This is a genomic window from Parapusillimonas sp. JC17 (assembly GCF_052180245.1).
Classification (GTDB): domain Bacteria; phylum Pseudomonadota; class Gammaproteobacteria; order Burkholderiales; family Burkholderiaceae_B; genus Parapusillimonas.
In genome coordinates this window covers 4,510,379-4,522,021 of record NZ_CP197474.1, presented here as the reverse complement: position 1 = coordinate 4,522,021, position 11,643 = coordinate 4,510,379, and the positions used below count along the sequence as shown (strand labels likewise).

The window sequence follows — 11,643 nt, the reverse complement described above, 5'->3', positions numbered from 1 at the left end:
ACATCATGATCCGCCGCCCGACACCGCATCCCAGAACATTTCAGCAGTCCGGTTGATTTTCGACCGGTCGCGATAGAGCCGAACCTGCAGGGGAATGCGCCAGCGTTCGGGCCCGACAGGCATCAGTCGGCCCGAAGCGAGGTCATCGGTAATCAAGGATTGGGGCAGCCAGGCAATGCCCCGGCCGCTCAGAACCATGGGCTTGAGCACCGATGCCAGGTGGGCCGTGAAGACCCGTTGAATCGATAGTCCAGCCAGTTCCTGCCCAAGCGTCTTGTGCAAGATGCGGCCTATGCCTGATTCCGCGCTGTAGTCCAGCAATTGAATAGGCGCTTGCGCCGTCTCATCCACATGATGGAGCGCCAGGCCGGTGTCGTCCGAGAGCGAGACGGGAAGGAGGTTGTCGTCGCCCAGCTGTACCGATGGATAGCCGGCTGCGTCCAACTGGCCTTGCACATGCGGATGTGCGTGGCTCAGGACAAACTGCACTTTGCCCTGCAGCATGAGGGATTCGCAGCGCTGCAGCATGTCGGACACGCACTGTATGGCGCCGATGCTCAGTCGCGGCTCCAGGCTGCGCAGCCAATTGGGCATGAAGGTGAAGGACAAGGTGTGGGTTGCGGCAAATTGCAGGGTGGTCGACCACGATGCCTCTATGGCCTGGGCTTCCGCCGGGAGCCGCATTACTTGCGCAAGGGTATCCCGGGCAATCTTGATGAACCATTCACCGGTTTCGGTCAACGCGACGGGTTGGGTGCTGCGGTCGAACAGTTCGGTTCCCAGCCACTCTTCAAGGGCGCGAATTCGGCGGCCGAATGCCGGCTGGGTCATGTGGCGCGAGTCTGCCGCGCGAGAGAAATTTTTGGTTGATGCCAGGGCCAGGAAGTCTTCAAGCCAAGAGATATTCATGCCAGTGCTTTGAAAGCATTAAAGAGGAAAAAAATAGCATTGGCTATAAAAGACGGGAAAGCCGACCATATCTGGACTTGCCTGATGGTGCCTGGTGGGGTCAGACCCCATGCGGGGTCTGACCCCGTCGCAGCCTCAGTTTTGAAACACAGTTTAGGGCCGGTAAATGAAGATCGTCAACATCATCGAAAAAACACTACCCATCAGTTCTCCCATCCGGAACGCATACATCGACTTCAGCAAAATGAACCTTAGTCTGGTGGCGGTCGTCACCGACGTCATTCGTGGTGGCAAGCCCGTCATTGGCTACGGGTTCAATTCCAACGGTCGCTATGGGCAGGGCACGCTGATGCGCGACCGCTTCATCCCACGGATACTGGAAGCCGAGCCTGCCTCGCTGGTCGACGATGCGGGGACCAACCTGGATCCGCACAAGATCTGGAATACCATGTTTACCAACGAGAAGCCGGGTGGCCACGGCGAGCGTTCCGTGGCAATCGGTACGATAGACATGGCGATCTGGGATGCCGTCGCGAAGATAGCAGACCAGCCGCTGTTCCAATTGCTGGCCGATCGCTACGGCAACGGCCAGCCCAATAAAAAAGTCTTTGTCTATGCGGCTGGGGGTTACTACTATCCCGGTCAGGATCACGGCAAGCTCAAGGACGAAATGCGCAGCTACATCGATCGTGGCTACCGCGTCGTCAAGAAAAAAATCGGGGGAGCGTCGCTCGACGAAGACCTGCGCCGCATCGATTCGATTCTGAGTGTGCTTCAAGATGGCCAGAAGCTTTGCGTCGACGCGAACGGACGCTTCGACCTCGACACCGCAATCGCCTATGCCAAGGCGCTGTCTCAATATGATCTCTTCTGGTACGAAGAGGCCGGAGATCCGCTTGATTTCGAATTGCAGGCCACCTTGCGCAGCTACTACAAGAACCCGATGGCAACCGGCGAAAACCTGTTCTCCATGCAGGATGCACGCAACCTGATCCGCTATGGCGGCATGCGTCCGGACCGTGACTGGCTGCAGTTCGATTGCGCGCTGAGCTACGGGCTGGTCGAATACCTGCGCACGCTGGACATGCTGAAAGAGCACGGCTGGTCGCCCAGCCGATGCATTCCGCATGGCGGCCACCAGATGTCGCTGAACATTGCCGCGGGGCTCGGATTGGGCGGCAATGAATCGTACCCGGATCTTTTCCAACCTTTCGGCGGCTTTCCCGACGGTGTGAAAGTCGAGAACAGCTATATCACCATGCCTGAACTTCCCGGCATCGGCTTCGAAGGGAAGGCGGATCTGTACCGCGTCATGCAAAGCTTGACCGCCTAGCGGACGGGGTCAGACCCATAGGGTCTGACCCCTACCTCTTCTTCCATCGCGCATAACTTGGGGTCAGACCCCGTACGGGGTCTGACCCCTCCATCCGTTGAACAAAGGAGACAGCATCATGAAACTAAAGAAACTTGCCTTCGTACTGGGCCTTGCGGCGTTTTCCGCGGCTGCCCACGCCGCGTTTCCCGAAAAGGCGGTCACGCTGGTCGTACCGTTTGCGGCCGGCGGCCCAAGCGACAAGATTGCGCGCGACGTGGCCGAAGCCCTGCGCGAACCACTAGGGCAAAGCATCATCGTCGAAAACACGGTCGGTGCGGGAGGCACGATCGGCACGGCAAAGGTGGCACGCGCCAATCCGGATGGCTATACGCTGCTCGTCCATCATATAGGCATGGCGACCGCGCCGGCGCTGTACAAGCAACTGAGCTACCAGGTGCCGGACAGCTTCGAGTTTCTGGGGCTCATCAATGAAGCCCCGTCCACGCTGATCAGCCGGCCGACTCTTGCAGCCAACAACTTCGACGAACTGCGCCAGTGGATCAACGAAAACAAGGACGGAATCAACCTGGCCAATGCGGGCGTGGGTTCGGCTTCGCATCTTTGCGGCCTCATGTTGCAAGAGGCGCTTCAGGTAGACATGACCACCATCGCGTACAAGGGAACCGCACCGGCCATGATAGACCTGATGGGCGGCCAGGTAGACTTGATGTGCGAACAGGCCACGAATGCGGTGACGCAGATCGAAGCCGGAAAGGTGAAGTCGTTTGGCGTGACCAGCACTCAACGGCTCAAGCTGCCATCGATGGCAGCGGTTCCCACCCTGGACGAGTCGGGCTTGAAAGGATTCAACGTGACCGTCTGGCACGGCCTGTATGCACCGCGGAATACGCCGCCCGAAGTTCTGGAAAAATTGAATGCGGCACTGAGGGCGGCATTGAAGAATCCCGAGCTGATAAAGCGCCAGGAGGCGCTCGGCCTCAGCATCATCCAGGATGACCGCCTGGCAGCGGCCGGGCATAAAAAATACGTGGAGGATGAAATGGCTCGTTGGTCCAAGGTGATCAAGGATTCGGGACAGCAGCCGAACTAGGAGGCTAAGGGGTCAGACCCATTCGGGGTCTGACCCCGGTTTCGCTGTGAAGGGTCGGACCCCCTGCGGGGGCCGACCCCGGCTCAGCTTTAGAGGGTCTGACCCCGCAGGGGGTCTGACCCTAGGCCACCGCCTGATGGTGCAGCGCCTGGGCCATGGCTTGAAAACCTAGCTCAAGGTCTTCCATCAGATCGGCCGGATCTTCCAGGCCGATATGCAGGCGCACGCCCGGCCCCGGGTATGGCCACTGCGTGGTAGTGCGGCCCGCCGGTGAAAACGGCAAGACCAGGCTTTCATAGCCGCCCCACGAGACGCCCAGCCCAAACAGTTTCAGGCTGTCGATGAAGGCATGCAGCGCGGGCTCCGGCACAGGCTTGAGAGCGATGGCGAACAGTCCGCAGGCGCCTGTGTAGTCGCGTCGCCACAATGCATGTCCGGGGTGGTTGGGCAGCGCGGGATGAAGGACTCTGTCCACTTCGGGCCTGCCTTCCAGCCATTGGGCCACTTGCACGCCCGATGCCCAATGCTACCGCAGCCGTACGTTCATGGTGCGCAGGCCGCGCCACCCTGCCGTCTCATGATGGAAAGCTGGAAGGAGGCCTCGTGCTTTCGGGCCATACCGATGTGGTCCCTGTGGACGGTCAGGACTGGGATACGGATCCGTTCAAGGTCCACGAGGCGAACGGCCGGCTGTTCGGGCGCGGTGTGGCCGACATGAAGGGATTCATTGCAGTGGGCTTGTCGCTGGTGCCCGAGTTCATGCGCATGAAAAGAAAGCGTCCCGTGCATTTTGCCCTGTCGTTCGACGAAGAAATCGGGTGCGCCGGCGCACCCTACATGATCGAAGAACTGCGCGCCAGGGGCGTGAAGCTGGATGGCTGCGTGGTGGGCGAGCCGTCGGGCATGAAAGTGGTTGTCGCCCACAAGGGCATCAATATGTTCCGGTGCCGCGTGCATGGCAAAGCGGCGCATTCATCGTTGACCGACCGCGGCTGCAACGCCATAGAACACGCGGCCAGCCTGATCTGCAAAATCCGGGAGATCGCCGAATCGCACAAGCGCCAAGGCCCATACGACAAGGCCTACGACGTACCTTATACGACGCTGTCGACCAACCAGATACAGGGTGGAATAGCCGTAAACACCATACCCGAACTATGCGAGTTCACCTACGAGTTCCGGAACTTGCCCGGCATGAACGCGGATGCGCTGCAGGAGCAGATCGAAGCCTACATCAGGCAGGACCTCGTTCCCGCGATGCAAGCCGAACATGCGGCAGCCGGCGTAGAAGTATCCAGCAGTTCCCGGGCCCCGGGCCTGAGCGCCGAAGAGGCCGCCGAAATCACCAGGCTGGTCAGGGCATTGACGGACGATCAGGAAACTCGCAAGGTCGCCTACGGGACCGAGGCCGGCCTTTTCCAGTCCTTGGGCGTCCCGACCGTGATCTGCGGTCCCGGCCATATCGAACAAGCCCACAAGGCCAATGAGTTCATCGATATCGAACAGCTGGAAGAATGCGAGCGCTTTCTGCGAAAGATGGTGGCCACGCTGTAGGCTTGCTGCATGCGGCGGCAGCCGCGATGTCAATTGACTTCTGCCGGCTTTTGCTCGAATTGCGCTTTCAGCATTTCATAAATGGCCAGGGTCAGGGGGCTGATCGTATCGGGACGAGTCCATAGCGTGTAGGTCACGGGTGGAAGTGGGGGCAGGCCTTCGGCGTCGCCCAGCACCCGCATGTCCGGGCCCAGAAATTCCACGCTGCGTGCCGTAACGCCCAGGCCGGCCCGCACCGCGGCTTTGATTCCCACCAGGGTGGGGGCCAGGTAATTGATGTGCCAGGTCCGCTGCGTATGGCCCAGGGCCTCGAGCGCGATTCTGCGGAAGATGCTCAGCTCATCCGCCAGTATCAAAGGCAGGGGTATCCGCTTGTTGTAGACGAAGTCGGCCGCACAGATCCAGGCGGTGGGAGATGTCCGCAACGCGAAGCCGCGCCAATCGGGCGCCTGCCGCGTGGAAATCGTCAGGTCGATATCCCCGGACTCCAGCGCGTCCATCAGGAAAGGGCTGCGGTCCACCCGTATCTCAAGGCGCACGCGGGGCGCATGGCGGGCGATGTGGGTCAGTACGGGGGGCAGGATGGTGTCGGCCACATCCAGGGGCGCCCCCAGCCGGATTTCCCCTTCCATCTGCTTTCTGCCGATGCTGCGCACCGCCTCATCATTGATCGCCAGCATTTTGCGCGCATATTCCGCCAGCTGCTGTCCCTGAGGCGTCAGCACCCTGTTGCGGCCCTTCTTCTGAAATAAAGGACAACCCATTTGCGACTCCAGGCGCTGCATTTGTTGCGTGACGGCCGACTGGGTGCGGAACAAGGCATCGGCGGCGCCGGAGAAAGTATTAGTTTTCTCGATGGTTAGCAGCGTTCGCAATAGGTCAAGATCTAAATTCAACATAGGGTTTACCCCTGTATGGGCATATTCCGTAAAACGAGCGCCCATAGAGAATCAATAAGGGTTGCTTATATGTATCTTATAACAATTAATTTGTACACCCAGGCATGGGCCTCTATATTCCTTTTGGATTACGGAGAAAGACATGCAAGAACCTAATGCAAAACAAGCTGCCATCGCCGACTTCATCAGCCTGGCAAAGCAAAATGGAGGCGAGGACGTTACTCGCTCAAGTCTGAATGTGGTCAAGGACGCGCTGGTGGACCTTGCGTCGCAAAAAGAATGGTGGAGCGGCGCTGATTACCCGGCGCCCGAAGGCGATGAGCTGCAGGCAAGATACTTGATCCATCAAGAGCCGGACAGCACTTTTGCCTTGTATTTGAACGTGATGAAACCGGGCAAGAAGATCGTTCCGCACAACCACACCACCTGGGCTTGTATTGCTGCGGTCGAAGGCACCGAGAGCAACTACTTGTATGAGCGTACGGATGACGGCGACAAAGCCGGATACGCCACGCTCAAGGAAGTCGGGATGCAGCCCGTGGGGCCCGGCCAGGGCATCGCCTTGATGGCCGAGGACATCCATGCGGTGCGTATCGAAGACGCCAGCATCCGCCACCTCCATATGTATGGCCTGGCTCTTGAAAAACTCGACCGGCGCGTCGCCTTCGACCTTGAAAACAATACCTGCAAGATCATGGATGTCGGTGTCAAGACGCGGCGGAGCGGCGTCTGATGGCCGAGGACGCGCTTTCCACCCTGCTGACGCGCCTGGGACGTCCGAGCCAGGGATGGGCCAACACACCCATCGTAAAGGGCAGCACCTATCTGTTCGAGGACCTTGCGCAATGGCGGGCCACGCGCGAACAGCGTGAGGGGCAGCGTGTCCTGTCTTATGGGGCGCGCGGCAACGAGACCGTATTCGCGCTGGAGGACGCCATCACCGCGCTGGAAGGCGGCTATCGCAGCAAGCTGTTCCCGACAGGGCTGGCCGCAATTGCCGCAGCCTTCCTGGCATACCTGAAGGCGGGCGACCACGTCCTGATCTCGGAAGGCGTCTATCAGCCCGCGCGCCAGCTGTGCGAGTCCCAGCTGACCAACTACGGCATGAGCTTCAGCTTCTTCGACCCCAGGGATCCTGAGTGGCAGAAGGCATTGAGGCCTGAAACGCGCATGGTCTATGTGGAATCGCCGGGGTCGCTGCTGTACGACATGTTCGACCTTCCTGCCATCGCGAAGGTCTGCAGGCCGAAGGGAATATTGCTGTGCGCCGACAACACCTGGGGCTCCTCGCTGATATACAAGCCGCTGGAGCTTGGCTTCGATGTCTCGGTGGTGGCCGCGACGAAATACCTGGGAGGCCACTCCGACGTCATGATGGGATCGGTCACGACGCGGGAAGCCTGCTTTCCGGAGCTGGAGAAGGTAAGCGTCAACCTGGGGCAGACGGTGTCGGCCGAAGACGCGTTTCTTGTTTTGCGAGGCATCCGGACGCTCGACCTGCGCCTGCGTCGCCATGCCGAAAGCGCACTGGGGATCGCTTCATGGCTGGTCTCCCAACCGGCGATCAAACGGGTCTTCCACCCCGCCCTGGACAGCGATCCGAACCATTTGTTGTGGAAGCGCGATGCGCACGGCAGCAATGGCTTGATCACCGTCGAGTTCGATCCCAAGTTGGCGGCTGACCGGATAGAGCAGGCGATTGGCGCCTTGCGGCTTTTCGGCATCGGCGCTTCATGGGGCGGATACGAGAGCCTGGTTCTACCCGTCGATGTGAAACGCACCCGTTATCGGGATGCGGCCGTGCAGCCGGGCTACCTGCTACGCCTGCACATCGGCCTGGAAGATCCGCAAGACCTCAAGAATGATTTGAACAAACTATTGGGTGCCCTGGCGCACTGAGCAACTGAGTGACTGGAACATGACGTATTCAACCCTGCGCTATGTGGATGCGCGCTTGCTGAAAGAATGGATTCACGACGACAAGGAAGTAGCAATACTGGATGTGCGCGAGCACGGACAGTTTGGTGAAGACCATCTGTTCTTTGCCGTCTCTTTGCCGTACAGCGAACTGGAGCTGCATCTTGGGCGGCTGGTGCCTCGAACGGAGACGCGGGTGGTGGTCTACGGCGATCGAAACACCGAACATGCGGTGCGGGCATCGGCACAGGCGATGGAGCGCCTGGGCTATTCCAATGTCCGCATCCTGGAAGGAGGGATCGAGGCATGGAAGGCGGCCGGGTTCGTCAGCTTCGCCGGAGTCAACCTGCCCAGCAAGACCTTTGGCGAAATTGCGGAGCATATATACGACACGCCGCATATCTCGGCGAGCGATCTGCACGCGCTGCTGAATGATGACAAGCGGAAGGTCCTGGTTGTCGACGGCCGTCCGGTCCCGGAGTACCGGAAAATGAACATACCGGGCGCAATCTGCTGCCCCAACGGCGAACTCGCCTTGCGCATCGGCGAACTGGCGCCCGACCCGGATACGACCATCGTCGTGAACTGCGCGGGCCGCACCCGCAGCATCATTGGTGCACAAACCTTGATCAATCTTGGCATACCTAACAAGGTCTATGCTCTGGAGAACGGGACGCAGGGCTGGTATCTGGCAGACCTGCCGCTGGAGCACAAATCGAATCGCCTGTATCCGGCGGACGTCAGCACGCAGGACCTGGCCGCCTTGCGAGCGCGTTCCCAGGCATTGAGCCGCCGCTTCGATATCCCAGTTGTCGAAGCAGCAACTGTCGAAAGCTGGCTTCGGGACGAAACCCGGTCCGTATTCCTGTGCGATGTCCGCACGGACGAAGAGCATGCCCAAGGCGACTTGCCGCCCATCGTCCAGCATGCGCCGGGCGGGCAACTGATTCAGGCCACTGATCAATACGTCGGTGTGCGAAAGGCCAGCATCGTACTGTGCGATACCGACGGAATCCGGGCGCCTGTCGTCGCGAGCTGGCTGAAGCAGCTGGGATGGAGCGTATTCCTGCTGGAGGACACGGAGGGCTTGCATAGGCTGCCGATGCCGGCCCACTACGAGCCCGAGCTGAAGCACACACGAGATTTGCCGCTTGACCAGCTGTCCGATTTCATTGCGCAGAACCCCCACGCGATCTTGCTGGATGCCCGCCCCAGCCTGAAGTTCCGTGAAGCGAGCGTTGCCGGTGCCCGTTGGATTACGAGGCCGAACGTTTCCGCGGAGCTGGCCGGGCAGTCGGATCGCCCCGCAGTGCTGCTGGGCCAGGGCAATGGCCGTCTGTACTTGCTCGCCCACGAACTGGAGGCCAACGGCTTCAGGGACGTCCAAGTTTGCCTGGTGGGAGACGACTTCCCGCAGGAAACCGGACTGCAGGTCGTATCGCAAGAGCATATGCCCGATGAGTCCTGCATCGACTATCTGTTTTTCGTGCATGACCGGCACGATGGAAACAAAGAGGCCGCAAGAAAGTATCTGGAGTGGGAAACCAACCTGGTATCCCAGATCGACGAGCGCGAACGCGGCATATTCGTCATTGAGCACTGACATAACTTAAGGAGACAAGCATGAAACATCAAACCATAAAGAACCTGGCGCTTTGCGCCGCGGCACTCTCGGTGGCCTGGGGAGGCACGGCAACGGCCAACCGGCTGGACGATATCAAGGCGAAGGGAACCATTGTTTGCGGGACACAGAACGCCAGCAGTCCTTATGGCTTTCAGGATCCCGACACTCGGCAGTATGTGGGCTACGACGTGGATGTCTGCATGGCCATCGGCAAGGAGATGGGCTTGAAGGTCGAGCATAAGCCGCTGTCCACCGAAGCCCGGATTCCGGAAGTTCGCATGGACCGCGTGGACATGGTGGCGGGGTCCGTCGCCTGGATGCCGAAGCGCGCGGAGCAAGTGGACTTCAGCAAGCAGTATCTTCAGGGCTATATCAAGGTGCTGGCCAAGGGTGACGGCGGAATCTCGTCCTTGAAAGACCTGGCGGGGAAGAAGGTCTGCGCATCTTCCGGCTCAAGCTCGGCGGCCATCGCGGAAAGGGTCTTGCCGGAGGCGCAAGTCCTGACCTTCCAGACGATTTCCCAGTGCTACCTGGGCGTGCAGAGCGGCAAGGTCGATGCCATGACTGCGGGCGAACTGGTGCTGCGCCGCTTCCTGAACGACGCAGAGAAGGCCGGCACGCCGATGAAGCTGCTGGATCAGCCTACCTATACCGAACATATAGGCATCATCGTCAAGAAGGATCAGCCGGAGCTGCTGGCCGCCATCAACTCCGCCATCGATTCGCTGGACAAGTCGGGCGAGCTGACGAAGATCTATGACAAATGGATGGGCTCGCAATCCATCTACAAGATGACGCGCGACTTCACTGTGGAGGACGTTGCGGAGGCTTCCAAAAAAGATGCTTCCAAGTAGTCATTAACAGCCTCTAAGGAACAGGGCGCATGCCGCCCTGTCATCTTTGCATGGATATTTCTTTCTCATTGCTGTCGGACCCCGATGTACTGCGCATGATCGGCAAAGGTACAGCCATCACGCTGCGGCTTTTTATCGGTGCGCTGCTGGGCGGGTTCGCCGTGGCCCTGATCCTGTCCGGAATCAATCTCATACCCTCTCGCCTGGTGCGGGGCATGGTTTCGCTTTATGTGGAATACCATCGTAATGTCCCTACGGTGGTGCAGATCATGGTCTGGTATTTCGGCATGCCCGAAATCCTGCCGGAGCCGATCAGGATATGGGTGAACCAGGGCAATACCGAATTCTCGTTCGCGCTCGTGGCCCTGTCCCTGAATGTCAGCGCCTATTACTACGAAGACCTGCGTTCAGGCATCCGGGCCATCGTGTCGACGCAGGTCGAAGCTGCTAGATCCATTGGGCTGGGAGCGGTGCAGGCGCTGGTTTACGTCGTGTTGCCGCAGGCGGCCCGGTATGCAGTACCTCCGCTCATCAACCGCTCCATCATCCTGTTCAAGGACACCAGCCTTGCCATGGTGATCGGTGTGACAGAGCTGACCTATCAAACAAAGAAGATCGAGAACATAACATTCCAGACCTTCGAGATCTTCCTGATCGGTACGCTGATCTATCTGTGCATGTCGCTTTTGATTGCCATTGCGGGGGCGCAGCTGGCTAGGAAGTACCCACCGGATTTCAAGGTGCCATCGTGATCGACTTTCTTCATACCTATGGCCTGATGTTTCTAGTCGGGTCCTGGCCAAACGGGCCCATCGGTGGGTTCGCCGGCACGATCATCCTGGCGGCTCTGGGCCTGGCCGGCGCCTTTCCCTTCGCCATGCTGGTCGGTATTGCCCGTACAGGAACCGGAGTGGCGCGCCTTGCATCCACGGTGTGGGTATACACCTTCAGATCGATCCCCTTGATCATGATCGTATTCTGGGCGTATTTTCTGCTGCCAGTCATGTTGGGAACCGAGCTCCCGCCATTCTGGATTGCCTTGGCAGCGATCATTGTCTACGAGTCGGCATTCCTTGCGGAAATCATCCGTGCAGGAATCCAGTCCGTTCCGCAGGGGCAGGTCGAGGCGGCAAGGGCCATGGGATTGACTTCGGCTCAAACGCTGGCGAGCATCCAGCTTCCGCAGGCACTGAGCAACATGATCCCATCGTTGCTGAACCAGTTCGTGTCCACCATCAAGGCCACCTCCATCGTTTACATCATAGGCGTCCAGGAAGCCGCATTTTCCGCGCAGCAGATCAATAGCATCGAGCTCACCGGAGCGCTTCGAACCTATCTGGTTCTCGCCATGTTCTATTTCTTTTTATGCCTTGTATTGTCCAGGCTGGCCAAAGTGCTGGAGAACCACTTGAAGGACAAGCAGATGGGCCTTATCGCGCAAGCGGGTTGACGGAGACAGG

12 protein-coding genes are annotated in these 11,643 nt (G+C 59.3%); 9 read left to right on the top strand and 3 right to left on the bottom strand.

Features of this window, described 5'->3' with window-relative positions; genetic code table 11:
• Positions 1-3: 3 nt before the first annotated feature.
• On the bottom strand, positions 4-909 hold the full coding sequence (locus tag ACSBPU_RS21625; RefSeq protein WP_442594108.1) for a LysR family transcriptional regulator: 906 nt from the start codon (positions 907-909) through the stop codon (positions 4-6).
• A 166-nt stretch (positions 910-1,075) separates the two neighbouring features.
• On the opposite strand from ACSBPU_RS21625, the gene ACSBPU_RS21620 reads away from it, so the two are divergent.
• Entirely contained in the window at positions 1,076-2,242 is a 1,167-nt protein-coding gene (locus tag ACSBPU_RS21620) for a mandelate racemase/muconate lactonizing enzyme family protein (RefSeq protein WP_442594106.1), read from the top strand.
• Positions 2,243-2,360: 118 nt separating this feature from the next.
• Complete coding sequence (locus ACSBPU_RS21615) at positions 2,361-3,335, top strand: tripartite tricarboxylate transporter substrate-binding protein (protein ID WP_442594104.1); 975 nt, start codon at positions 2,361-2,363, stop codon at positions 3,333-3,335.
• Positions 3,336-3,456: 121 nt separating this feature from the next.
• Here ACSBPU_RS21615 and ACSBPU_RS21610 read toward each other — a convergent pair whose 3' ends face one another.
• Positions 3,457-3,846: a PLP-dependent transferase gene (locus ACSBPU_RS21610; RefSeq protein ID WP_442594102.1), complete on the bottom strand. Its 390-nt coding sequence runs from the start codon at positions 3,844-3,846 to the stop codon at positions 3,457-3,459.
• A 5-nt stretch (positions 3,847-3,851) separates the two neighbouring features.
• Between ACSBPU_RS21610 and argE the strand changes: the two genes are divergently transcribed.
• Positions 3,852-4,889 carry an acetylornithine deacetylase gene (gene argE, locus ACSBPU_RS21605; RefSeq protein WP_442594100.1) on the top strand — a complete coding sequence of 346 codons (1,038 nt, stop codon included), beginning with the start codon at positions 3,852-3,854 and terminating at the stop codon, positions 4,887-4,889.
• Positions 4,890-4,918: 29 nt separating this feature from the next.
• Here the strand turns inward: argE and ACSBPU_RS21600 are convergent, their stop codons facing one another.
• Positions 4,919-5,788, bottom strand: a complete 870-nt coding sequence (locus tag ACSBPU_RS21600; protein ID WP_180068774.1) for a LysR substrate-binding domain-containing protein — start codon at positions 5,786-5,788, stop codon at positions 4,919-4,921.
• A gap of 142 nt (positions 5,789-5,930) precedes the next feature.
• Here ACSBPU_RS21600 and ACSBPU_RS21595 point away from each other — a divergent pair, with 142 nt between their 5' ends.
• Genes ACSBPU_RS21595 through ACSBPU_RS21570 form a run of 6 tightly spaced genes read left to right on the top strand, consistent with a single transcriptional unit; the run spans position 5,931 to position 11,633 of the window.
• Positions 5,931-6,521, top strand: a complete 591-nt coding sequence (locus ACSBPU_RS21595; protein WP_442594098.1) for a hypothetical protein — start codon at positions 5,931-5,933, stop codon at positions 6,519-6,521.
• Positions 6,521-7,687: a cystathionine beta-lyase gene (gene metC / locus ACSBPU_RS21590; RefSeq protein WP_442594096.1), complete on the top strand. Its 1,167-nt coding sequence runs from the start codon at positions 6,521-6,523 to the stop codon at positions 7,685-7,687. Before ACSBPU_RS21595 ends, metC begins: the two co-directional genes overlap by 1 nt.
• Positions 7,688-7,706: 19 nt before the next feature.
• Complete coding sequence (locus ACSBPU_RS21585) at positions 7,707-9,308, top strand: rhodanese-like domain-containing protein (RefSeq protein ID WP_442594094.1); 1,602 nt, start codon at positions 7,707-7,709, stop codon at positions 9,306-9,308.
• A 20-nt stretch (positions 9,309-9,328) separates the two neighbouring features.
• A complete protein-coding gene (locus ACSBPU_RS21580; protein WP_442594092.1) occupies positions 9,329-10,183 on the top strand; it encodes a transporter substrate-binding domain-containing protein in 855 nt (284 codons plus the stop codon).
• Positions 10,184-10,233: 50 nt separating this feature from the next.
• Positions 10,234-10,935 carry an amino acid ABC transporter permease gene (locus tag ACSBPU_RS21575; RefSeq protein WP_442594090.1) on the top strand — a complete coding sequence of 234 codons (702 nt, stop codon included), beginning with the start codon at positions 10,234-10,236 and terminating at the stop codon, positions 10,933-10,935.
• Complete coding sequence (locus ACSBPU_RS21570; RefSeq protein WP_180068786.1) at positions 10,932-11,633, top strand: ABC transporter permease subunit; 702 nt, start codon at positions 10,932-10,934, stop codon at positions 11,631-11,633. Before ACSBPU_RS21575 ends, ACSBPU_RS21570 begins: the two co-directional genes overlap by 4 nt.
• The last annotated feature ends 10 nt before the right edge of the window (positions 11,634-11,643 follow it).

What these genes read in the sequence shown, in the direction of transcription:
- ACSBPU_RS21585 (WP_442594094.1), top strand. Translation starts at nt 7,707, where the DNA reads ATGACGTATTCAACCCTGCGCTATGTGGATGCGCGCTTGCTGAAAGAA.
- ACSBPU_RS21620 (WP_442594106.1), top strand. Translation starts at nt 1,076, where the DNA reads ATGAAGATCGTCAACATCATCGAAAAAACACTACCCATCAGTTCTCCC.
- argE (WP_442594100.1), top strand. Translation starts at nt 3,852, where the DNA reads ATGCCCAATGCTACCGCAGCCGTACGTTCATGGTGCGCAGGCCGCGCC.
- ACSBPU_RS21580 (WP_442594092.1), top strand. Translation starts at nt 9,329, where the DNA reads ATGAAACATCAAACCATAAAGAACCTGGCGCTTTGCGCCGCGGCACTC.
- ACSBPU_RS21575 (WP_442594090.1), top strand. Translation starts at nt 10,234, where the DNA reads ATGGATATTTCTTTCTCATTGCTGTCGGACCCCGATGTACTGCGCATG.
- ACSBPU_RS21595 (WP_442594098.1), top strand. Translation starts at nt 5,931, where the DNA reads ATGCAAGAACCTAATGCAAAACAAGCTGCCATCGCCGACTTCATCAGC.
- ACSBPU_RS21615 (WP_442594104.1), top strand. Translation starts at nt 2,361, where the DNA reads ATGAAACTAAAGAAACTTGCCTTCGTACTGGGCCTTGCGGCGTTTTCC.
- ACSBPU_RS21625 (WP_442594108.1), bottom strand. Translation starts at nt 909, where the DNA reads ATGAATATCTCTTGGCTTGAAGACTTCCTGGCCCTGGCATCAACCAAA.
- ACSBPU_RS21600 (WP_180068774.1), bottom strand. Translation starts at nt 5,788, where the DNA reads ATGTTGAATTTAGATCTTGACCTATTGCGAACGCTGCTAACCATCGAG.
- metC (WP_442594096.1), top strand. Translation starts at nt 6,521, where the DNA reads ATGGCCGAGGACGCGCTTTCCACCCTGCTGACGCGCCTGGGACGTCCG.